This is a genomic window from Vibrio sp. S/42/10, assembly GCF_029890535.1.
Classification (GTDB): Bacteria; Pseudomonadota; Gammaproteobacteria; order Enterobacterales; family Vibrionaceae; genus Vibrio; species Vibrio cyclitrophicus.
This window is the reverse complement of sequence record NZ_JAKMZC010000024.1, coordinates 1-23,901: the sequence shown is the minus strand read 5'-3', so window position 1 is coordinate 23,901 and position 23,901 is coordinate 1. Positions and strand designations below refer to the sequence as shown.

General features: G+C 43.1%; 19 protein-coding genes. 9 read left to right on the top strand and 10 right to left on the bottom strand.

The window, feature by feature from the left end; translation table 11 throughout:
- Positions 1 to 74: 74 nt before the first annotated feature.
- From L8S15_RS19880 to L8S15_RS19865, 4 genes are all read right to left on the bottom strand, one after another.
- Positions 75 to 3,152, bottom strand: coding sequence for an efflux RND transporter permease subunit (locus L8S15_RS19880; RefSeq protein ID WP_280574820.1), 3,078 nt, complete (start codon positions 3,150 to 3,152; stop codon positions 75 to 77).
- Positions 3,139 to 4,461 carry an efflux RND transporter periplasmic adaptor subunit gene (locus tag L8S15_RS19875; protein ID WP_280574818.1) on the bottom strand — a complete coding sequence of 441 codons (1,323 nt, stop codon included), beginning with the start codon at positions 4,459 to 4,461 and terminating at the stop codon, positions 3,139 to 3,141. The genes L8S15_RS19880 and L8S15_RS19875 overlap by 14 nt, the downstream gene beginning before the upstream one ends.
- A gap of 194 nt (positions 4,462 to 4,655) precedes the next feature.
- Positions 4,656 to 5,849 carry an outer membrane protein transport protein gene (locus tag L8S15_RS19870; protein WP_280574817.1) on the bottom strand — a complete coding sequence of 398 codons (1,194 nt, stop codon included), beginning with the start codon at positions 5,847 to 5,849 and terminating at the stop codon, positions 4,656 to 4,658.
- Entirely contained in the window at positions 5,839 to 8,088 is a 2,250-nt protein-coding gene (locus L8S15_RS19865; RefSeq protein WP_280574815.1) for a lipase, read from the bottom strand. The genes L8S15_RS19870 and L8S15_RS19865 overlap by 11 nt, the downstream gene beginning before the upstream one ends.
- A 358-nt stretch (positions 8,089 to 8,446) precedes the next feature.
- Between L8S15_RS19865 and L8S15_RS19860 the strand changes: the two genes are divergently transcribed.
- The 3 genes from L8S15_RS19860 to dcuC all read left to right on the top strand — a co-directional run bounded on the left by L8S15_RS19860 (position 8,447) and on the right by dcuC (position 11,491).
- Positions 8,447 to 9,151: a winged helix-turn-helix domain-containing protein gene (locus L8S15_RS19860; RefSeq protein ID WP_016788597.1), complete on the top strand. Its 705-nt coding sequence runs from the start codon at positions 8,447 to 8,449 to the stop codon at positions 9,149 to 9,151.
- The gene (locus tag L8S15_RS19855; RefSeq protein ID WP_016785305.1) at positions 9,144 to 9,650 is read left to right on the top strand and encodes a hypothetical protein; all 507 of its coding nucleotides are present in this window, start codon (positions 9,144 to 9,146) and stop codon (positions 9,648 to 9,650) included. Before L8S15_RS19860 ends, L8S15_RS19855 begins: the two co-directional genes overlap by 8 nt.
- Positions 9,651 to 10,123: 473 nt before the next feature.
- On the top strand, positions 10,124 to 11,491 hold the full coding sequence (dcuC, locus tag L8S15_RS19850) for an anaerobic C4-dicarboxylate transporter DcuC (RefSeq protein WP_016788598.1): 1,368 nt from the start codon (positions 10,124 to 10,126) through the stop codon (positions 11,489 to 11,491).
- 208 nt (positions 11,492 to 11,699) lie between these two features.
- Here the strand turns inward: dcuC and L8S15_RS19845 are convergent, their stop codons facing one another.
- A complete protein-coding gene (locus tag L8S15_RS19845) occupies positions 11,700 to 12,332 on the bottom strand; it encodes a response regulator (RefSeq protein ID WP_010430067.1) in 633 nt (210 codons plus the stop codon).
- On the bottom strand, positions 12,319 to 14,049 hold the full coding sequence (gene narQ / locus L8S15_RS19840; protein WP_010430070.1) for a nitrate/nitrite two-component system sensor histidine kinase NarQ: 1,731 nt from the start codon (positions 14,047 to 14,049) through the stop codon (positions 12,319 to 12,321). Before narQ ends, L8S15_RS19845 begins: the two co-directional genes overlap by 14 nt.
- A gap of 253 nt (positions 14,050 to 14,302) precedes the next feature.
- Between narQ and napF the strand changes: the two genes are divergently transcribed.
- The 6 genes from napF (at position 14,303) to L8S15_RS19810 (ending at position 18,938) form a co-directional block, all read left to right on the top strand.
- Positions 14,303 to 14,782: a ferredoxin-type protein NapF gene (napF, locus tag L8S15_RS19835; RefSeq protein WP_010430072.1), complete on the top strand. Its 480-nt coding sequence runs from the start codon at positions 14,303 to 14,305 to the stop codon at positions 14,780 to 14,782.
- A 23-nt stretch (positions 14,783 to 14,805) separates the two neighbouring features.
- Positions 14,806 to 15,111, top strand: a complete 306-nt coding sequence (locus L8S15_RS19830; protein WP_010430075.1) for a chaperone NapD — start codon at positions 14,806 to 14,808, stop codon at positions 15,109 to 15,111.
- On the top strand, positions 15,108 to 17,597 hold the full coding sequence (napA, locus tag L8S15_RS19825; RefSeq protein WP_016785308.1) for a periplasmic nitrate reductase subunit alpha: 2,490 nt from the start codon (positions 15,108 to 15,110) through the stop codon (positions 17,595 to 17,597). The genes L8S15_RS19830 and napA overlap by 4 nt, the downstream gene beginning before the upstream one ends.
- Before the next feature lie 125 nt (positions 17,598 to 17,722).
- On the top strand, positions 17,723 to 18,178 hold the full coding sequence (locus tag L8S15_RS19820; protein WP_010430099.1) for a nitrate reductase cytochrome c-type subunit: 456 nt from the start codon (positions 17,723 to 17,725) through the stop codon (positions 18,176 to 18,178).
- A 29-nt stretch (positions 18,179 to 18,207) separates the two neighbouring features.
- The gene (locus tag L8S15_RS19815) at positions 18,208 to 18,789 is read left to right on the top strand and encodes a NapC/NirT family cytochrome c (RefSeq protein ID WP_010430100.1); all 582 of its coding nucleotides are present in this window, start codon (positions 18,208 to 18,210) and stop codon (positions 18,787 to 18,789) included.
- 11 nt (positions 18,790 to 18,800) lie between these two features.
- Complete coding sequence (locus L8S15_RS19810; RefSeq protein WP_010430103.1) at positions 18,801 to 18,938, top strand: TIGR02808 family protein; 138 nt, start codon at positions 18,801 to 18,803, stop codon at positions 18,936 to 18,938.
- Between the two features lie 129 nt (positions 18,939 to 19,067).
- Here L8S15_RS19810 and phaC read toward each other — a convergent pair whose 3' ends face one another.
- The 4 genes from phaC to L8S15_RS19790 form a co-directional block, all read right to left on the bottom strand.
- On the bottom strand, positions 19,068 to 20,894 hold the full coding sequence (gene phaC / locus L8S15_RS19805; RefSeq protein WP_010430106.1) for a class I poly(R)-hydroxyalkanoic acid synthase: 1,827 nt from the start codon (positions 20,892 to 20,894) through the stop codon (positions 19,068 to 19,070).
- Between the two features lie 75 nt (positions 20,895 to 20,969).
- Complete coding sequence (locus L8S15_RS19800) at positions 20,970 to 21,317, bottom strand: phasin family protein (RefSeq protein WP_280574810.1); 348 nt, start codon at positions 21,315 to 21,317, stop codon at positions 20,970 to 20,972.
- A 136-nt stretch (positions 21,318 to 21,453) separates the two neighbouring features.
- A complete protein-coding gene (locus tag L8S15_RS19795) occupies positions 21,454 to 22,665 on the bottom strand; it encodes an acetyl-CoA C-acetyltransferase (protein ID WP_010430109.1) in 1,212 nt (403 codons plus the stop codon).
- A 24-nt stretch (positions 22,666 to 22,689) separates the two neighbouring features.
- Complete coding sequence (locus L8S15_RS19790; RefSeq protein ID WP_010430111.1) at positions 22,690 to 23,430, bottom strand: SDR family oxidoreductase; 741 nt, start codon at positions 23,428 to 23,430, stop codon at positions 22,690 to 22,692.
- Positions 23,431 to 23,901: the final 471 nt, after the last annotated feature.

Below are 23,901 nucleotides of genomic sequence, written 5' to 3'. Positions count from 1 at the left end.
AAACGCGCCCACCATGGCCATGGTAGGCGCGTTTTAGTTTTCACTTCAATTAACTGGTCAATCTATATGGCGAGTTATGCGGGTTTCGTTCTCAACCGAGTCAGTATGTCCATCTGTTTTAGATTCGCCATACCAACGTAAGCCACTGGCACTAAGAACAGTGAGAAGAAGGTTCCGGCTGTCAAACCGCCGACTAATACCAAACCAATATTGATTCGACCTAAGGAACCCGGGCCATCCGCCAATGCCAATGGCAATGAACCGAGGATCATCGTCAGTGAGGTCATCAAAATTGGACGTAACCTTGAGCGCGCACTGCTGATCGCCGCTTCTTTCGCACTCGCGCCAGATTTACGTTTCTCGTTGGCAAACTCCACCAGCAAAATACCGTGTTTGGTCACGAGACCAACCAGTGTCAGCAATCCTATCTTCGAGTAAATATTCAGGCTTTGACCAAATACCGAAAGCGTCAAAATCGCGCCCACAATACACAATGGAACCGTCAGCAAGATTATCATTGGGTCAACAAAGCTTTCAAACTGCGCCGCCAAGATCAAGAAGATGAAAATCAACGCCAATACGAACAGCACTTGTGCGCCCGCGGTTGAATCAACCAGATCTTTAACTACACCATTGAACTCGTAGCTCTGAGCAGGTTTCAACAGGCTTGGTACCGTGTCATCAATGTATGCCTTCACGTCGCTCGCCGTATATCCGGGCATCAAGTCCGCGGTGATTTCAGCGCTGTCTTTACCCATGAACGTCTTGAAATTAGATTCCGACGTCACTTGTTTAATCGATACAAACTGAGATAAAGGAAGCCTTTGACCCGACTGTGAATCCACATACAGCTTATCGAGCACCTTGAAATCACCAAGATCACTTCGGTTCACTTGAACTTGAATTGGGTATGTATAACCGTCGTCCGCTTGCAAATCTGCGGCTTTAACAGAACCAAGGAACGTCGATAACGCATTGGTTACGTTACCGTAATCAACACCAGACAATACAATCGCATTGCGATCAATCGACAAGTCATAACGTAACTGGTCACGCAGCATTGAGTTCTTAATGTTGGTCACGCCCTCGTAATCCTCAAGCGCCTTAACGACTTCGCTCGCGGTTTCAGACAACACAGTGGTATCACGGTTAACCGTCGTCAGTTGAAGGATCATGTTGGTTGCAATGTTCAAGTTATCTGCTGAGCGAACCTTGAAGGACATGCCGTAAGCAGAGACTGAACTTTGTGCCTTAGCGATAAACTCGTTTACCAATTCATCCGCTGACTGATCGCGCTCACCCCAAGGTTTCAAAAGAACGTGATTGGTCGGTATACCTTCAATGTAAGATAGGTTCGCTTCTACTGAACTATCACCTTTGAACACATTGTTAAGTTGCGCGTTGTTATCTAGATGGTATTGACGCCCAACACCTGTTGGTGGTGTAGAGGTCACCTCAACAAAACCGGTATCTTCCGTTGGAAGCAATACTTGAGGCATTTTCCAAACCGCTAAGGCCGATAAAGCGATCAGCACTAAAGCAATACCACTCATCAGAGCCTTACGATCAAACCATTTGCCTAACTCTTTGGTGTATAAATCCGATAACACATTCAGTTTCGCATCAACTTTTTGATACCACTTCGCCGGGGTTGATACTGGCTTCATTAAGTAAGCACTCATCATTGGTGAGAGCGTTAACGCCACAAACCCAGAGATGATCACCGCTGCTGCAAGCGTGAACGCGAACTGCCTGAATAGATCGGCGGTTAGGCCTGCCATCAAGCCAATTGGTAAGTAAACAACGGCCAAAGTCAGCGTCATCGCAATCACTGGAAATACGATCTCTCGACACCCTTTAATTGCAGCATTGAACGGCGTTTCACCCTCTTCGATATGACGGTAGCAGTTTTCAGCCACAACAATCGCATCATCAACCACCAAACCAATGGCGAGAATGATAGCGAGAATCGTCAGTACGTTGATGCTAAATCCAAGTAAATGCATGACGGCAAATACGCCTATTACGCAAACAGGAATGGTGATGATCGGAATTGAAGCAACTCGAAAGGATCCAAGGAACAGAACCACAACTGCTGAAACCAGAACAATCGCTTCAACTAAAGTCATGAAGCCTTCATCAATTGCGGTTTTAATGAAATCAGCTTGATTGTAGACCATCTTCATCTCAATACCTTCTGGCAACTGAGGCTGAATCACATCAATTTGTTTCTTAACTTTATTCGCAACTGTAACTGGGTTTTCACTTTTTAGCGGTAACACCTGAATCGACATCGCTAAGTTGTCATCGACTCGAAGAATACTCGGGGTTAAGCTTTCTTCTCCCATTTTAACTTCTGCAATATCACCGACACGAATGATCTTGCCGTCATCAACACGGACCACCAAGTCTCGTACATCATCAACGCTGGTTACTTGGTTTACTGGATTGATGGAAAAATCTCGAACCTGCCCCTTAATCGTACCCGCAGTAAACGTTGCGTTGTATGAACTCAATGTTCCAACAACATCGGATGCACTCATATTGAGCGCCATCATGCGATCCGGTTGCAACCAAACACGCACCGCTTTTTCGCTGCCACCATACGGTCCCCAAATGCCACCCACACCTTGAATATGCTTAAATTGAGGCACGACTTGCTGGCTAATGTAGTCGTACATATCTTGCTTAGACATCTTGCCAGTATTCACAAACGTGATGATGTTACTCGGCATACTGGTGTCAGAAGAGTCATCCGTGACCGTTGGCTTATCCGTCATGCTCGGCGGGAAATCACCAATCGCTTCGACGCTGCTGCGCAGGTTGTTCATCAAGCTGGTGTATTCGACATCATTAATGTCATCTTCAAAGATGATTTTTAGATTACACGTGCCCTCCTGACAGTCCGTCGTCATGGTTTTCACGCTGTCGAGGCCCGTTGCTGCGGTAATAAGCTTATCTGCCACACTGCGTGACATGAACTCAGCGCTCGCGCCGTTGATCGCCGCGGTTACAGTCGCCGACGGTGTTTTATGTTCTGGGAAATATTGGATCGAGAGCTTTTGAAATGACAGTAGGCCAAATAAGACAATTGCGATACTCAGAACTGATGCAAATACAGGGTGCTTAATACAAATCTCAGGAAGCTTCATTCAGATTCTCCTTCGTTACAGCTTCCTTGCTTAGTGTGTCCTTACTGTGAGTTTCGCTCGATGAATCCTCAACAGTCGCACGGGTCTCTGCTTGCTCGCTGTTTTCCTTGATCGCTTCGTCTACACCTTTCGATGCTTCCGTCCAATCAACCGAGGGTTCAATCGGATGTGGTTCATCCACCTGCGTTACGGTCTTTTCTACTTTAGGTTCAGCGATCTGTTGAGCGTTCTCTTTGCTTGTCGGTTCAGTTACTAGCTCAACGGTTTTCTGCTCAGTATTTGGGTTCATGACCTTAACTAACGACGCTTTCTTGAGGTTCTGTTGTCCCGTCACAACGACGTTATCGCCAAGCTTCAAGCCTTTCTCTACTACAACGTAACCATCGTTAGTATTCACACCTAATTCGACAATGCGTTGATCGATCTTTTCACCATTCACGACCCAAACAAAGCGCTCTGTATCTTTGGCTTGAACGGAGTTTTGAGAAACCACCATCTGCGTTGAATCTTCGCTGGTCATCTGACTTACTTTGGCAAACATACCCGGAACTAAGCGATGCTCTGGGTTAGTCACGTGCGCGTGCACCTCTACACGACCTGAGCTTTCGTCCACCGCTGGCGCAATGTAATCCACCCCGCCAGAAAACGCTTCATCAACAAATGCATCAACTTGGATGGAAACATTCTGCCCAAGCTTTGCGTTGCCCAAATCCGACTGTCCAATGGAATACTGAACTTCAACAGGATCGAGTTTGATCAAACTGACCAACGCGGTTGCGCTATCAATCTTACTGCCCACTGAGTGAGTGAAGTTAGTTAGCTGCCCATCAAATGGCGCTACCAATAAATAGTCATTCATCAGCGCTTCTCTCTGACGGAAATCAGCTGCGGCTAGGTTCGCCTGTTCGCCCAGTTCTTCCACATCTTGTTGAGACATCGAGTCAGGCTGTTTCTTTAGTAATTCTTGTACACGCTTTAATTTCGACTTTGCTAACGCTAGAGAGCTTCTTGCTTTGTCTAAATCGGCTTTCGCTTTGGTATTGTCCAACTGGGCGATCAGTTCGCCTTTTTTAACTGGATCTCCATCTTTGAAATGGATATTAAGAATTTTGTCGGAGGCACTAAATGTCAATGCAGCAGAATCCGTTGCCCTGATTTTGCCAACCTCGTTGATTGAAGAAGTGAATGCTTGTTTGTGAACTTTTTCGATAGTCACAGGAATTAAGTTTGAGTCTTGGGCAAACGATGGAGAGATATGTAAGGCAAACAGTGCCAAACAGATTGTTTTACTAAGCTTTGTAAATTTCATTTTTAATAACCATAACCGTTGAATTCGTCTGAATTAAAACGTTTTTCTAAGCAGCTATTTCTTACTTAATGAGCTTCCAGCTATTTAAATAATGCTAAAACAGCTAATAATGAGAAAAGGGCTCAACTCACTGTCGAGCCCTGCAATTTTTATATGATTCCTAAATTTTTACGTTCTGAACTCCAAAGTAAAAGTTAAAAACGATGCTGATACTGAACACCGAGTAAGAGAGCATCGGCAGTTACATCAGCAGTTATATTGGAACTCGTTCCTGGGATCGTCGTCAGGCTTTCGTCAATATCTTGTGATTCTCCGATGATAAATCCGACACCAATATCCACAGAACTGGCAGCCGTGAAGTTATATGTCCCTCCGACCGTGAGCCAATGACGGTTAACATCAGGAATTGATAACGATGTAAGTTCATCAGTTGGGGAAATGTCGTACATATAACCCGCTCGTAGAACGATGTCTTTCGTCATGGTGTAAGTACCACCAACCGAAACATGCCCTGCATCTTTCCATTGATACTCTTTAATGGAACCGTCATAAGATTCAGACGTTAATGCATCAAATTCAGACCAATTCACCCATTGCAGGCTGTAGTGGAGGGCCCATTGCTCGTTGAGTTGGTGCCAGCCAGAAAACTCTAATGTGTCTGGTAACGGAACATTCATTTTGTCAGCCGCTACGCCTCCTTTCGTGATGTCACCTTCCACTTCGATATCTGGACTATAACGGTAGGTAATACCAAATTTATTGCGTTCATTAACTTGGTACGTTGCACCCACATTGGCACCTAAACCAAAGCCATCGGCATCAACATCGAGTAGGTTCTTACGGTGAATTTCACCTTCACCGTAGATAACATCAATACCCGCGCCTAAGTTGATTTTTTTAGACAACTCGTAAGCCACAGCGAAACCCACATTGATACTGGAAAGCGCCGTTTTTCCTCCAAACTCATCCGCTTCGAACGAGTTATCAAATTCTACGTCGGTACCAAAATTAGAGTGCACCGTCGCCCCCAGAGTGAACTTAGAGTCTTCGATTGGATGTACATAATGAATGTTCGGAACTAATGTCCCTGCGTCTAATGATTGGTCATCTAACATTTCAGTATCACCAATCATTGGTGTGTAGCTAACGCTAGACACATCAATACCACTATCGATATAGATAGCGCCGACAGAGAGTGTTGGTTGCTCGATGTAAGCCATCGCAGCGCTGTTTTTAGCAACAATTGCCGCGCTATCTGCCATCACTGCATCACCGGCGAATGCACGACCTAACCCGGTTGCAGACTGCGCGTTAAGTTGAAAGCCAGCCGCATTAGTCAGGCAAGGGACAAGAGCAGCGGCAGTGCTCAGTAAGAATTTATTCTTCATCTTGAGGCACCTCGGTTTCGATGTGATCTTCGTTATTAATGACGACTACTGCACCGTCACTCATTACCATAGAAGCAACGGCAATTTGTTGAGTGTCCACCGCTTCACGAACGTCTGACATGTTTTCACCTGGTGTGCCCGGTAAGCCATTTTCATCAACGGGACCTCCATAGGGGAACAGATACGTACCATGCCCGCCGGTTGTGGTTCGTACTGCTCCACGCTTTTCATTAATATTTTCTGATGTGCCTGTTATTGGGTCTAAGCCAAGCGCAGTAATCAGTGGTTCAGTACCAGTACGAATGTTACCTGGCGCGGTATTGGGAATTACGCTATCTGGGACATAGTCAACACCAACGTCACAAGTCTCCCCGCAATCTCCAACGGCAGCTAACAAAAGAGTTGGCTGCTCAGCAGCGACTTGGCGAGAGATAAAGCTCGCAGGGTCAGCACTATCAATTGTTGCTTGGACCCCTTGTTTAAGGTCTGTCACAACCAAATCGAAGATGTCATCCTCTAGCTGACTAACAAGCAGCGCGTTATCTGTTGAAAGTGCGACAAAATCACGAAGCGCTTCAATGCACTGCTGATTCGTTGCTTCTGTTGTACATGTATCTGGTATCACCGTTTCAGCAATGCCGCGCTGAACATCTGGGGATTTCTTAACCCCTTCTGACATTTCAGGGCCTAAGGTTTGAGAGGACAGAACCAAGTTAGTTAGCCCCTGTCCCGGAACAACAAAGTTTACAGTGTTGAAAGTAAAGTCTGAGTTAGCCGTAAGTGCTCGAGACGCTTGACTGAATTCACTTACCATCACCGACATGATTCCTCCCAACGATTGCCCAATTAAGTGGACATCATCTCTTTTCACCCAATCTTCTTGGCTTAGCGCATAACGAAGACCCAGAAAGTCAGAAACAGACTGCTGGAGGTTAGAACGAAGTGCCAAAGGGGAATCAATATTAATAAAGAACGCCTTGTTTGCTCGAGCACTAATTTCTACTCCTGTTTCTTCGTCATCATTAGGGTCAGTATCAGTGTTGTCATAGCGTATTCGTTCCCCGTGATATGGCATATCGATAGCAACAACGGCGTAACTTTTTTTTGTATATTCCGCAGCCATCAAAGAGGCAGTACCGCGTTCCGCAGTAACGCCGTGAATAAAGATCGCGGTCGGTAATTGTTCACCTTTACTCCAGTCCCAGTCATTTGGAACATAGATATCAGCCGTTATTTCAAGAAATTCTATTACCTTTGGTTCTGGCATTGCAGCGGTCGGGAAACCACCTTCAGTATTGGTAATCCATTCGTATAATGGAGGGCAGTTTTCTTTAGGATCAAACTCATCGATGGTGCACTCAGATTCTCTTTCTTGAGTAAAAGGCAGATAAGACGGTATTCTTAACTTCTTAGAGTATTGGCTGTAGTCACTATTAAACTCGCGAACCTTTTCAACGCCATCTAAAAATTTAGTATGGAAATTAACGTGATTATTTCTCATTACATCCAGAGGGGAATAAGTACTCTGAGTTTTAAATTGCGCGGCATATACAGGAATACCCTTATCTGGATATAACGCATAATATGAATCAATAGCGCTCAATACTTGCTCTTGAAGCACTTCTTCTTTTTCGTTATTTAATGGAACTTCTGAATAAATCAAATCATCAAAGCTAGCATCTGCTTTTAAAGGCTCATTAAATTCAGTTTTTACCCCATCCGTTACTACAATCGAATAAGTACGACTCTCAGCTAAGCCTGATTCACATTGAATTTTAATATTGGAACCATCAGCGGATATTTGAGTGACAACTTCTTCGCCTGTTAGGTCATCAATTAATACAACATTCCCGGCTAAGGTTTCGTTATTGAGTGGATAACGCTTATCTGAATTAACACTTTGTAGAGGAATTAAAATCGGTTCCGCACAAAGTCCCCAGCCGTCTAGGGCTGCGTATGAATTGTTGTAGTCCTGATAATAGGCGTCATTCTTAGATGACATCGTCACAGCGTGTTCACCGACACCGGATATTGTTCCATCGTCGTCATACCCATACCCATCGTTTGGTTTTGGTAGTTCATTAATGTTGTAGGGAACCAATACCGAAACGGCCTCTTGAGTCGAGTCTTCAGACTGACAGCCGAGTAAGGCAAGCGTAATTAGTCCACATATATATGGCTTATTGAATTCTTTCAAAACAGCTCCTTCGTAGCTTTCGCATTTAACTGGTGTGGTCATGCGATTTATCGTTATTTGAGTTGCCGATTGAGTCGAAGGTAAGTTCGACTTTTCATTCGTAGAGAGCAAGGCAACACAGAGTTGGAATGACACGTTGATAAAACTACGTAAGAAATTTGAGCAATTAACCCACACCCACTAAATCAGCGTCACCCGTTAATGATCCAATAGCTACTAACGGCAAGCACCTGAAACCGCATGAAACAACCTCAAAAAGGTATATAAGGAAATCTAATTACGTTAATAATCGACATAAATTCAGACACTTAAACATCAAAGACGATGAAGTTAGCAAGTTTATGTTTGTTGTGAGATTTGTTATATTTAGGTTAGAACGCTTATTACAATGAGAACCCAGATGTCTGCTGAATTTATTATCAATGATGATATACAGGTCAATTTAGAAGAGAGTGAAATCCATCACTTTAAGACGGGCCGTACCTACCCAATAGGCTCTAATGAATCAGAGCTACTTAAGTTTTTTATCTCGAGACCCAATGAGGTGATCACTCGCCAAGTTCTTATTGAACAGGTGTGGGTGTCTAAAGGTATCTACGTTGAAGATGGTAGCCTAATGCAAACCATCTCGATTTGCCGAAAAGCGTTAGAAGATAAGAGCGGGATGATCATCGTCACTGAGCGCGGTAAAGGATACCGGTTTGCAGGACAAGTGACACAAGACAAAGAACGCGCGCTGCGTAAAATTCAATCTCAACCAAAACAAGAAACGAAACAACCTGAAGACAGTACAGCGACAGAAAGCTCAACAACCAAGACAGCGGCCGCTACGAAAAATACAAACCGTCTATTAGCACTGGTGGCATTATTTGTAGTGACTGCGGGTTTATCCCATTATTTGTTTTCTTATTTAGATAGAAACAGCCTAGGCGAAGATCTCGTTGGTCAGCATTTTATCTCTTGTAAAATCGAATCCGACGAATTCACTTTTAATGAGTTATTCAACGTGACGCTTTATGAATATAAGGGACGAAACATCATCATCGATAATTCAGGAAAATCTCTGAGCTTCCCTGCCGGATTTAAAGGAGTGACTTGTGAATAATAAAACGAATACAGCAATTTTTGTGGTACTGCTTGGCGTATTAGTCGGCTGGGTTTCTACCTTTATTCCCAAGTCACACCTTGAAGGGCATTATTTAGCAAATACAGCATCGATTATTAACCCATCCAATAATATGATTCATAACCAGTCTGCTATTAATATCGAGTTTAAGAAGAATGACAGTTATGACTTATTGTACGTATCAACTAAGCAAGTCGGCTTTACGTCATCAGGATCTTACTCTGTCACTCAACACGACATCTCACTGGATGAGAACCAACACCAGCAAATCATCCCGAATCGCGAGTTGTCGTTTTACGAAAAGGTGATGATAAGTGAAGGGTCTACCCTTTCTTCTGACGCCATGCCTTACATTCCATTAAATAGAGAAGAGTTTTTACTGGTGACGCGTTATGGGATGATTCATTTTTGTAAGAAGGTCGTCTGTTCTGAGCTGCCAACGTATTCAAATGACACTCCTGACGTTGATATGAACTAAACTCGCTCGCTATTCTAATTATATTTTAGTGCCAGCTTGTGTTTTAGCGCTTACTTAAGGGAAATAAGTAAGCGTTAAACATAAGTAATCTTTAAACGTAAATAAGCTTCAAAGCTAAGTAAGCTTAAAAGCGAAGATTCTCACCTCTTTACTCCGATAAATACCCACTTCGTTACACATTTCCTTCCAAAGTACAAAAACCACTCGCGATTTATAAAACAACGCCTACATATGCAACTAGAATAACCAAAGGTGATCCAAGTTATATTCTAACGAGCTACAAAATTTGTTTATTAACATCTAAACAACAGTAGTTAATCACGATTTACAACCACAATTAACATCAAAGAAAATGTTTGTCTTAGATCATATCAACCTCAACTATGCCTCGTGCCACAGTGCAGTTTTCTGTACATTCATTGTCATATTCTGAAACACTTTCTTATATTTTTTTAAACTTTGTGGAGATTTCTATGTTAGAGCTCTTGATCGGATTAGTGATTACTATCGCTGTTGGTTACTTTATTGTGAAAGGCTATAAAGCGGCAGGTGTATTACTGACAGCTGGCCTTGCCCTACTTCTTATTACTGGCCTTATAGGTCACACAGTCTTACCCGCTAAGGTCGCTTCAACAGGTAACATGGTTACCGACTCACTAGAATTCGTTAAGTACATGCTTCAGTACCGTGGAGGCGGCCTAGGCATGCAAATCATGCTTCTTTGTGGCTTTGCTTCTTACATGACGCATATCGGCGCAAACAATGTGGTAGTAAAACAATTCTCTAAACCGCTTGCTGCTATCAAATCTCCATACGTACTTCTTGTTGCGGCTTACATCGTAGCGTGTCTAATGTCTCTAGCAGTAAGTTCTGCAACAGGCCTTGGCGTGCTATTGATGGCGACCCTATTCCCAATGATGACGGCAATGGGTATTTCTCGTCCAGCAGCGGTGGCGGTTTGTGCATCACCTGCAGCAATCATTCTTTCACCAACGTCGGGTGATGTGGTTATCGCAGCAGAAAAATCAGGTATGTCTCTTGATGTGTTTGCTGTTCAAACGGTACTGCCTGTTTCAATATGTGCAATCATTGTGATGGCTGGTGCCGCTTTCTTCTGGAACAAGTACCTAGATAAGAAAGAAAACACGCCAATGGAAAAAGTAGACGTTTCAGAAATTGAAACGAATGCGCCGGCTTTTTATGCTGCTCTTCCATTCTTACCTATTTTTGGAGTATTTCTATTCAACGGTCGTACCATTCCGGGCCTTTCACTTGATATCTACACCATCGTAGTAGGTTCAATTTTCGTGGGCGCTGTTATCGATTACGTTGTGAAGAAGTTTGACGGCGAAAAAACACTAGAAGACCTAGATTCTTGCTACCAAGGTATGGCCGAAGCATTTAAAGGCGTAGTAATGCTGTTGGTTGCGGCGGGTGTATTTGCTCAGGGCCTAATGTCTATCGGTGCAATTGATAACCTAATCGGCCTTGCTGAATCAGCTGGCGCTGGCGGTATCGCATTAATGCTTATCCTGACTGGTCTAACAGTTGCTGCTGCTATCGCGACAGGTTCTGGTAACGCGCCATTCTATGCATTCGTAGAACTGGCTCCGTCACTTGCTGCGAAAATGGGCTTGAACCCTGCGTTCCTAATCATCCCAATGCTTCAAGCGTCTAACTTAGGCCGTACAATTTCTCCTGTTTCGGGTGTAATTGTAGCGACTTCTGGCATGGGTAAAATCAGCCCGTTTGAAGTCGTTAAACGTACTTCAGTACCAGTAATCTGTGGTCTTATCACGGTGATCTTCGGTACGCTTGTTCTAGTACCAATGGCAGCTTAATTGTCAGTAAAACAGACATGATTATTTGGATATAAAATGCCCTAATAAAAAGGCGCTGAACTTAGTAAGTTCAGCGCCTTTTTTAATGTCACAGTTCAATATCATTCGAAGTATCGTGAGAGATTATCGTAATAAGCTCATGTTATTTGATCCTACATTTGAAATAAACAATACGGCTTGAAATAGTTTTACTTCAAAAGAATAAGCCCTACTTCATTTCACCATAACGTTCTAGATACAGAACCGTCGCGGCAGTACGAGAAGGCACTTGCAGCTTTTTAAGAAGGCTCTTCATATGTACCTTAACTGTCGATTCAGAAATAAACAGATGGTCTGCGATCTGCTTGTTACGATAACCTTTCGCAACTTCTTGAAGGATCTGCATTTCACGCTCAGTTAGTTGGTCGAAGATGTCGTTACGGCTCTCAGCATCATTTAAGTAGCGAGATACAACACTGCTGTAGGCTTTATCACCACTATGCGCTTGCTTAAGCAATTCAATGAGTTCATCTGGTTCAGTGTCTTTCAATAAGTAACCATCAGCGCCCGCTTTTACGATAGCTTCGATGTCTGCGGGGCTATCTGATACTGTTAGAATGACAATGTTAGCGCTAGAGCCATCAGTACGAAGTGCTTTCAAGGTATCTAACCCTGACATGCCCTTCATATTAAGATCAAGAAGGATCAAATCAGGTTCTTCTTCATGAGCAAGAGCAACTGCTTCAGTGCCGTTGCTCGCTTCTGCAATCACTTCGAATTCGTCTTCAAAGCTCAGTAATTGGCTTATACCTCTGCGCATCAATGGATGATCATCAACCAGCATTACTTTACAAATCGTCAACTTTAACTTCCTTCAAACTTTTATATTTCAATATGACTGTACAGCCTTCACCTTGAGCTGCTTCAATCGATAAGTCGCCATTCAGTCTTGCCGCACGCTCCTGCATAATGCTCATCCCATAGTGGTTCATTTTGGAACTACTTGAGTCAAAGCCGTCTCCATTATCTTTAATCACGACTAACACTTCACCGTCCTCATCGATACAGCATACATCTATCAAGTCAGCATTGGCGTGTTTTATGGCGTTTATTGTTGCTTCACGAATCAACTGAAGCAAATGAACCTGACTATGAGCATCAAGTTCAATGGATGAAAGATTATTGTTTAGGTTAATCTTCGCATCCGTTCTTTCACTGAGTTGTTCAAGCATGGTACTCAAAGCATCTCCAAAGTTACCCTCTTTTATCGTTAACCTGAACGTAGTGAGCAACTCTCTTAATTGAGTATAAGCACCTGCAATACCATTACCGATCTCTGACGCTATTTGTTCAGACTGCTCGCGGTGCTTTTGTTCGGGTAGTTTACCAATAACACGCTTCAATAGCGTCACTTGGATCTTTAAATACGATAATGATTGAGCCAAGGAATCGTGTAGCTCACGAGCGATCGTCGCCCGTTCTTCCATAATAATCAGTTGCTCAGCTTTCTTTTGAGCTCGATTATAATAGATAGCTCTCGATAACAGTTGAATAAAGCTCTCAATCAATGCCTTAGTAGAATGCCCATGATGATACGAGCAATAGAGATAACCGAGAATAAGTTCGTTATCATCAAGCTTCATTTCGAACTTTTCATAGTCTTGAGTCGAGTCATATCCCTCGTCCATGACCAATGAGCGACCTGAATTATCAACAATCTCTAGCCTCAATGATTCAATGCCCTCAAGGCTAACTAGGTGCTGCAAAATCGCTCTAAAATTTTCTGGGGCGATACGCGTAACGGTCAACTCTTGTGAAGAATTATAAAGCGCCTGCAACGATTGGTTAGCGTTTTGCAGTTCTATTGTTTTCGCGTCAACAACATCCTCAAGATTTCGATAAAGAGCACCTAAATCCTTGGCCATAGAGTTAAAGGTTTTGGTCAAAATACCCAGTTCGTTGTTACTCGTAATGTTTAACTGAACCTCAAAGTCTCGGTTTTTGATTCTCTGACTTGCTCGAACCAACGCGTGTAAAGGTTTAACAACTTGTTTACGAACAAAATGAACAACAAAAAGAGATATGACCAGAATGCCACCTAGACCGATTCCCCCAGCCCACGCCAATTTTATCAATTTGTATTCTGAGTACTCTTGTAACTTGTAAACAAAGCCATCAATTTCGGCAACAAAATTTTCAACTAAAACTAAATAATGTTTTCTGTCTTCACTATTCAATACCCGCTTAAGCTCATGCCAACGACCAATAATTAAATAATAGTCTTCCGTTATGTCTGTTGGTACATCCCAGCTAACCAATTCAGCCATTGAAGGCGAATACAAAGATTTTTCAAATTCATGAATGTGAGAATCGTAATCAACTGATTCTATTTGAATATCATGCGCTAAACGGTAGCTCTGCATACGCATAGAGCCTGCCACGTTGACTGCTTCTGCATCGTTGAGACTAGACGCCAATGTGAAGATTGCAAAACCTGTAGTAGCAACCGAAAGAAGCAATATAAATAGCAGAGATTTCGCTATTGTACTTGTTACAGATGAAACCGGTTTAATAAGCAAAAGCAATGTCCTAGGTAAAGATTAGTGGCTAGCGGAAACCTATTGTCACACATCAAAAAACAGAGCTCCATTCAATATGTGACCAAACGCTTCGTAATTTATTGATCTAAGACAATATAGGATCCCATTTAGCCCTTAAGGGGTATTTATACAAATATTTCTAAAACTACACTACTTGTGAGGATAAATGACAAGATATTAACAAAACAATGATCTACAATTACAACATCTTAGCAACATTAGCAGGCAATCAGTGGTAGACCTATCGAAACGCCGCCTATTTTCTAGGCGAAAAGTAGATTCAAGCCAGATTCGTTTGCCTTGGATAAAAAGCCTAGAAAGCTTCGCAGATGATTGTACACGTTGTGGTAAATGCATCGAAAGTTGCGAGAGTCACATCATCATTGTTGGCGACGGTGGTTTTCCTACTGTCGACTTTTCTAAAGACGAATGCACGTTTTGTTATCAGTGTGCTGACGTTTGTCCTGAACCCATTTTCAAGCCCAAGGAAGAGACGCCTTGGCTGGCTAAAGCAAATATCTCTGATAAATGCTTAGCCCAACAAAATGTTGAATGCCGAAGCTGTGGTGACATGTGTGAACCTATGGCCATTCAATTTCAACTTAGAGCAGGCAGTGTTGCTCTACCAAAAATCGAGTTAAATGAGTGTAACGGTTGTGGAGCTTGCGTAGCAGTTTGCCCTACTTCAGCTATCCTTGTGAGTAATGCATAAAACAAAAATAACGAGAGCAATTTATGGCACTAAATGAAGTGCATATATCAAGTTTAGTCGTGCATGTGAGCCCAGAGCACCTAAACGAGATCAAAGCTGAAATCGAACAATTTGACAACGCCGAGATTTTCGGAGACAGCCCTGAAGGCAAGATCATCGTGGTCCTAGAAACCGAAAACCAAGGTTTTGTAACGGATACCATCGAAGCAATAAATAACATTAAGAACGTTTTAGGGACAGCTTTGGTTTACCACCAAATCGAAACTGAACTCGACGAAACGGATTTAGAAACTGGAAGCAATAATTCTCAACTTGAGGGTGAAGTATGAAAATGACAAGACGCGCGTTTGTGAAAGCAAACGCAGCTGCATCAGCGGCAGCCGTTGCAGGTGTAACACTACCAGCAACAGCAACCAATCTGATTGCTAGCTCTGATCAAACAAAAATCACGTGGGATAAAGCGCCTTGTCGTTTTTGTGGTACAGGCTGTTCAGTACTAGTAGGTACTCAAAACGGCAAAGTAGTCGCAACTCAAGGCGACCCAGAAGCACCTGTAAACAAAGGCCTTAACTGTATTAAAGGCTACTTCCTTTCAAAAATTATGTACGGTAAAGATCGTCTTGAAACTCCTCTTCTACGTATGAAAGACGGTGAATTCCATAAGGATGGTGATTTCACACCAGTATCTTGGGACAAAGCGTTCGACGTAATGGCTGAGAAATGGAAAGCTTCTCTGAAAAAGAACGGCCCTACGGGTGTTGGTATGTTCGGTTCAGGTCAATGGACAGTAATGGAAGGCTACGCAGCCGTTAAGATGATGAAAGCGGGTTTCCGTTCAAACAACATCGATCCAAACGCTCGTCACTGTATGGCTTCAGCGGTTGGTGCATTCATGCGTACTTTCGGTATTGATGAGCCAATGGGTTGTTATGATGACTTTGAACACGCAGACGCATTTGTACTGTGGGGTTCAAACATGGCAGAAATGCACCCAGTACTATGGACTCGTATTACAGACCGCCGTCTAAGCCACCCACACGTTAAAGTAAACGTACTGTCTACTTACTACCACCGTTCTTTCGAGCTTGCAGACACAGGTTACATCTTCGAACCTCAATCAGATCTTGCGATTGCTAACTTTATCGCAAACTACATCATTCAAAACGATGCAGTAAATTGGGATTTCGTAAATAAGCACACGAACTTCAAGCAAGCAACAACAGACATCGGTTACGGCCTTCGTGATGACGATCCTCTACAGAAAGCAGCAGCAAACCCTAACTCAGGCGCCATGACTGCAATCACTTTCGAAGAGTACAAAGCTTCTGTTGCTGAATACACAGTTGAAAAAGCCTCTGAAATGTCAGGCGTCTCTCAAGAAGATCTGATCAAGCTGGCTAAGCAATATGCCGATCCAAACATCAAAGTAATGTCACTTTGGACTATGGGTATGAACCAACATACTCGCGGCGTTTGGATGAACAGCCTTGTGTACAACATCCACCTTCTTACAGGTAAGATTTCTACTCCAGGTAACAGCCCATTCTCACTTACTGGCCAACCATCTGCGTGTGGTACAGCTCGTGAAGTTGGTACGTTCTCTCACCGTCTGCCCGCAGATATGGTGGTTGCTAACCCTAAACACCGTAAGATTGCAGAAGACATCTGGAAACTTCCAGAAGGTACTATCCCACCGAAACCAGGTGCTCACGCTGTTGTTCAAGACCGTATGCTTAAAGACGGTAAGATCAACGCGTACTGGGTAATGTGTAACAACAACATGCAAGCGGGTCCAAACATCAACACTGAGCGTCTGCCAGGTTACCGCAACCCAGACAACTTCATTGTATGTTCTGACCCATACCCGACAGCAACAGCTCAAGCGGCTGACCTTATTCTTCCTACAGCGATGTGGATCGAAAAAGAAGGTGCTTACGGTAACGCAGAGCGTCGTACACAAGCATGGTACCAACAAGTTAAAACCGTAGGTGAAGCTAAGTCTGATCTATGGCAAATCATGGAATTCTCAAAACGCTTCACTGTCGAAGAAGTTTGGGGCGAAGAGCTTCTAGCTAAAGCACCTGAGCACCGTGGTAAAACGATGTATGACGTGCTTTACAAAAACGGCAACGTTGATGCGTTCCCATTGTCTGAAGCTCAAGAGCTTAACGACGACGCACAAGCTCAAGGTTTCTATGTTCAAAAAGGTCTATTCGAAGAATATGCTGCCTTTGGTCGAGGTCACGGTCACGATTTAGCACCATACGATCGCTACCATCAAGTTCGAGGTCTACGTTGGCCTGTTGTTGACGGTAAAGAAACACTATGGCGCTTTAAAGAAGGTTCAGATCCATACGCGAAGAAAGGTTCTGATTGGGACTTCTACGGTAAGCCAGATGGTAAAGCACTGATCATCAACGCACCATACGAAGCACCACCTGAAGTACCAAACGATGAATACGACATGTGGCTATGTACAGGTCGTGTTCTAGAGCACTGGCATACAGGTACTATGACTCGTCGTGTACCAGAACTTTACAAAGCAGTACCGGATGCGCTTTGTTACATCCACCCTGCTGATGCAAAAGCTCGTGGCCTGCGCCGTGGTGATGAAGTTCTTATCGAAAACAAACGTGGCGAAGTACGCGTTCGTGTTGAAACTCGTGGTCGTAACCGTCCACCACAAGGCTTGGTTTTCGTACCATTCTTTGATGCAAGAATTCTGATCAACAAGTTGATCTTGGATGCAACGGATCCTCTGTCTAAACAGACGGATTACAAGAAGTGTCCAGTTAAGATCACTAAGGTTTCTTAAGCGCCAATTGCTTTCGGAACCTAGATACAAGATCTAACGTATTTAATATTGCGACTACTTTTTTCATCACTTTTTGAAGGAAGTAGTCCACTCAAAGAATTAGCCTTTAGGCGGAGAAATTAACCATGAAAAAACTGATTACTGCCCTACTATCAGCTGGTCTTTTGCTAGCTGGTGCAGCTCAAGCTGAGCTTGATAATCCAGGCGGCATTGGTGGCGTAGAGTCTCTACGTGGCGCAAGTGAACTTGAAGCAACTCGCGCAGCGGATGACTTCAAAAAGTTCCCTCGTGACCAAGTGTTAGAGAGCGACTACGTATACCAACCACCTCTAGTACCTCATACTATTCGTAGCTATGAAGTTTCTCTGAACGCGAACAAGTGTCTTTCTTGCCACAGCTGGAAAAACGCAAAAGAAATGGGTGCGACTAAAGTAAGTGTAACTCACTACATGAACCGTGAAGATGCGGTACTTGCAGACGTATCACCTCGTCGTTACTTCTGTCTACAGTGTCACGTACCTCAAGCTAATGCTAAACCATTGGTAGAGAACGAGTTCAAACCTGTAGATTCACTGCGTTAATCGTAGCCGGACGGTAAGAGAGGCTATACATGATAAAATTACTTAAAGCGTTTTGGAAAAGACTGGCGACGCCAAGTAAAGCAGCGGTAGGCGTTGTTTTATTCTTGGGTTTCTCGGGTGGTCTTTTATTCTGGGGTGCATTCAACACCGGTATGGAGGCAACGAACACGGAAGAGTTCTGTTCTGGTTGTCACGCACCAATTGTTGCTGAGATCCAAGAAACGATCCACTACTCCAACCGCTCGGGTGTTCGTGCTATCTGTTCAGATTGTCACGTACCTCACGAGTGGACAGATAAAATTGTTCGTAAAGTTCAAGCATCTAAAGAATTGTATGCACACTTTATTGCGAAAACCATCAACACTGAAGAGAAGTTCAAAGAGCGTCGTGCTCATCTAGCTGAACGCGAGTGGGCTCGATTGAAAAAGAACGATTCACTTGAGTGTCGTAATTGTCACCAGTTTGATTACATGGATTTCTCAGAACAGAGCCCTCGTAGTGCCAAACAACACTCGACTGCGCTAGCTTCTGGCGAAAAAACATGTGTAGACTGTCACAAAGGTATCGCACATAAACTACCAGACATGCACGGCGTTGAAGGCTGGCAATAAGGAGCGATTGAATGAGTACTTTAGAGAGCGTAATTTGGCATATCCTAGGTTACAGTGCTATGCCAGTTATCATTCTTGGTGGCTTTGCAGGTGTTGCAGCCGTATCTCTTTGGATTTTATCTATGGGTAAAGACAAAGAAATCGATTAGAAATTGAGATTACATCAACTCCTTCCAGTTATTTCTGATATGAGTTGATACGAAAAGCCACTGATTATTTCAGTGGCTTTTTTATTATCTGACGTTGAATGTCTTTATTATTGAATGTGACTTAACACCCTAAGCTTCTTTTTCTGGCGCTTCTTTCTCTGCGGTCTCTTTATCAACCTTCTCTTTATCGACAATCGGCAGAACCTGTTTTACATAGTTGCCTGGTGCTTTGCCTATCACCGGGTGAAGTTCTGAGCCTTGCTTGAAAGGTTCGATTTTTTCGTCAGTTTCAAAGCCCTGTAGCCACAGATCCCAGTGTGTCCACCACGAACCTTCGTTGTGATTTGCATTGTTCAGCCATTCATCCGCAGAATCATCAAGATTGTCGTTCAGCCAGTAGCCGTATTTCTTTTTGTCTGGATGGTTAACAATGCCAGCGATATGACCAGACTCACCCAGAACAAAGGTTTTGTTGCCACCAGTGTTCAATGCTCCGCGATAAGTGCCCTGCCACAAAGCAATATGGTCTTCTTTGGCCGAGATGAAGTAGCTTGGTATTTTGATCTTATTCAGATCAATCCAAACTCCACCCACTTTGACGCCTTTATCCTGAACCAGTTTGTTTTCAAGGTAGAGATCTCGCAGCAAGAAGTTATGACATTTCGCAGCCACGTTAGTGCTATCACTGTTCCAATACAACAAGTCAAATTCCATCGGGCTGCTACCTTTGAGGTAATTATCGATGTAGTAATTCCAGTACAAGCTGTTTTCTCGAAGCAGACTGAATGTCACGCTCAACGAGCGGCCATCCATGTACCCTTTTGCATCATTCTGCTTCTCAACCGCGTTGATTATCGTTTCATTGATGTACGCCCCAACCTCACCCGGTTGAGAGAAATCTAATAAAGTCGTAAAGAAAGTTGCCGTTTTGATGCGCTTCTTCATTCGCTTGGCAGCGTAGTAAGCAACAGTCGAAGCCAGCACCGTACCACCAATGCAGTAGCCAGCTGCGTTAATATGCTCTTTGCCCGTGATGTCTTCAATCGCAGTAACGGCTTTAACAACACCTTCTGTTACATAATCGCCAAATTTCTGGTCTTTTTGTGCTTCACCCGGGTTGCGCCAAGACATCATGAATACGCTATGCCCTTGCTCAAGCAACCAACGTACCATCGAATTCTTTTCACGAAGGTCGAGAATATAGTACTTATTAATAAAAGGAGGAACGATCAATAAAGGTGTCGCATTCACCTGTGGTGTCTTCGGATAATACTGAATTAGCTCAAAAAGTTCGTTTTGGAAGACGACATCGCCCTCTGTATTCGCAACATCAACCCCCACTCGGAAGGCATTATTGTTGGTCATACGAATCTTAAGTATATCAGCACTCGCTTCGACATCGGCTTGCAACTGTTCTAATCCATCGAGAAGATTCTGACCATTTCGCTCAAGCGTCAGTTTCATTAACTCTGGGTTAGTCGCGATAAAGTTGCTTGGCGACAATGCATTGATTGCCTGACGCGAAAAGAAAGCCACACGCTCTTTGGTTTTCTCATCAATGCCTTCAATAGAATTGATGGTGTCAATATAGCTCTTGCTGAATAGTAAATACGACTGTTTGATAAAGCTGTAAAACGGATCGTTTTTCCATGCCTCATCGATAAAACGTTTGTCACCACGGTCTTCGGTGATGACACTTTCGGTGTTGCCCATCAACGCAGTATTTTGCCATATTTTTAACTGCTGCTCCCACCATTGAGCTTGAAGCTGAAGTAGAGCGGCGGGTTGGTTAGCGGCTTGCTCAAAAATTTTCGATGCATCTTCAAAATTCAGTTCTTGCATCGCTTTATTCAGAGGAGATTGCGCGACTTCCTTGTTTTGTTCAAAATTTTCCCACCATTGCTGGTTCGTTTGTTGAAGCTTAACAAGGTAGTCCGAAAAGAAGTGTTGAAACATAACATGACTCCAATAATCGGAAAATCGCCACCGTGCTGTACAGACCAATCTGTAGTAGCTCGATGGCGACTGGTTTTATGCTGGCGTAACTGTTTTCAAGTTATCTGTTGTTAGTGTTTCAACATCTTCTTTGAACTCTTTTGCTGCAGCTTGCAGTTTTGAGCTATCGCTCATCATTTGTTGAGACAATTGAGTAAGTGCCGTTAGTTGCTGGCCGTTAAAAGCGGTGAGGCTATTTACATCTTTGATTTCACTAACTGCTTTCAGTTGTGCAAGACCCATATCGGTATAAGTCTGCAACGCATTCATTTGAAGTTCAGTCATTGTTTGAACGTTCTTTGCCACCAACTTATTGAATTTCAAGTACGGTTCGAACTGCTTTTCAGTTTGGTCTGTAATTGTTTTAAAAATATCCGTGTACATAAGTAACTCCTGATGAATACATAGTTTAATGAATTTTTGCGTATCTCATTTCAATAAAGGCTCATCGTTGGCTATGCTACGATGTTTGAAAAATAACCTCGTTAAATTGCTAAGCTTGCCATTGATATATCAGGTTCTAACCTTCAATACCTTTAAGCAAAACAGCGGTTCCCATTCCTCCACCTACACAGAGTGAAGCAATGCCATAAGTTGTCTTTCGAGCAAGCATCTCATGGATAAGTGAAACAATAATTCGATTCCCAGATGCCCCTAGAGGGTGACCAAGCGCGATTGCGCCACCATTGACATTCACCTTAGGTTTGAAGGCTTCTAGCGGTAAATCGTGTTGCTCTGAAAGCTGATACATCACACCAAGAGCTTGTGCAGCAAAAGCTTCATTTAATTCAAAAAGGTCGACTTCTTCGAGCGTCAAATCCGCTTTGTCTAGCGCTTTTGAAACAGCTTCAACCGGACCTAATCCCATGATTTTTGGGTCTAATCCAGATTGTGCGTAGCTGCCTAGTTCTACTAGTGGTGTCAGGCCATATTTCGCGACTGCAGATTCAGACGCTAAGATAATCGCACTCGCACCATCATTAATGCCTGATGCATTACCTGCGGTTACCGTTCCTTCACGGTCAAAAGCTGGGCGCAGCTTTTGCAAACCTTCAAATGTTGCATCTGACTTGGGGTACTCGTCAGTATCAAAGGTGACGGTTTGTCTGCGTTGTTTGACTCCTACAGGCACGATTTGCTGATCAAATTTTCCCGCTTCTATTGCTGATACTGCTTTCTGTTGGCTTTCTAATGCGTAGTTATCTTGAGCAAGGCGTGAAATGTTCAAAGTATTGGCGATGTTTTCAGCCGTCATGCCCATATGGTAGTGATTAAACGCGTCGGTTAGGCCATCGCCAACCAACAGATCTTTCACCGAGATATCACCCATTTTATGCCCGTTACGAATGCTAGCTGGCACAACAAAAGGAATTTGAGACATCACTTCAACACCTGCAGCAACAACAATCTCTGCGTCTTGCGCCCTAATGTGCGCCGCCGCATCCATTACAGATTTCATACCACTGCCGCAGATCATGTTGACGCCATATGCTGGTGTTTCTTCGGGAAGCCCTGCATAGATGGAAGCCTGGCGCGCAACCCCCATACCTTGACCTGCCGAAATCACGTTACCAACTATCACTTCATCAATCGCATCTAACGGAAGGTCCGTCGCCTCAAGTGCACCTTTAATCACCACCCCGGCCAACTCACCCGCAGATACGTTTTTTAGCGCCCCTGTGAACGAGCCTATGGGTGTACGCTTTGCTGCAACAATGAATACTTTTTCCATCATTTCATCTCCTCAGTTCATCCATTAGTGCATGTACAAGCCGCCATTCACAGACAGTGTTTCACCTGTAATGTACGCACCAGATTCACTGGCTAAAAAACCGACTGCATCTGCGATTTCAGTAGGCATCGCTAGGCGTCTCATTGGGATTTGGTTTTTAATTGAATCAAGCACTTCTGGCTTCATTTGTTCAACCATCGGGGTTGCTGTATAACCTGGGGCAATCACGTTTACTGTTACTCCACTACGAGCACCTTCCGCAGCCAAAGCTTTAGAGAAACCAATCATTCCAGCTTTCGCTGCAGAGTAATTGGTTTGTCCAAATTGCCCTTTCAGGCCATTCACTGATGAAATATTAATCACTCGACAATTGCCCTTTTCGCACATAGGTGCAAACAGAGGTTGAGTCACATTAAAAAGGCTGTTGAGATTAGTCTCAATCACGTCTTTCCAAGCATCGGCATCCATCTTCTTAAAGACACTGTCACGTGTAATACCCGCATTGTTGACCAATACATCGACTGTGCCTTCTTCTTCTAACAACTTGCTTAAGCTCAACGCACATTCAGCAGTGTTGGTCACATCTAATTCAAACAATCTCACTTGTTCTTCAGTAAATTGCTTTTCATTAAACCAATCCAATGCACATTGATGATTTCCTGTAAAATATGTCGCGATCACACGATATCCGTCTACAACTAATTTAGAGGAAATTTCTGAGCCGATGCCGCCCTTTGACCCTGTAATTAAAGCAAGCTTTTTCATTAATAGTTCCATCCCTTAAAAGCAATTAAATAACAATGAAGTTAATAAGATAATTTTCTATTCGATAATTAAAATTTCTTTCTCTTTAATTAAACACTACAGGTCAAAGTCAAAACGTATTATTACAAAATTTAATTATTTTAATCTTATCGCTAAAAATATGACCTACCTCACAAGTATTATGAAACAACTCGCTTACATGAAATTATCCAACCCATTAATCTAAAAGAGATTTTTCATAATCAGAAATATAAAAAAGCAGTAACTTATTGTTTATTAAAAACAAAAAACAATTATCAAACAATTCAAGAAAAAGGAAGAACGAGAAAACCAAGCAGTATTTGAGTGATAATCATGGAAAATAATTACCACCTAATCATTATAATTTATTTACCATACATCAAATAAAATTTCATATATAACTAGAGTCTTAACTATAAATATTATAAATAGGTAATAAAAAGCCCACTC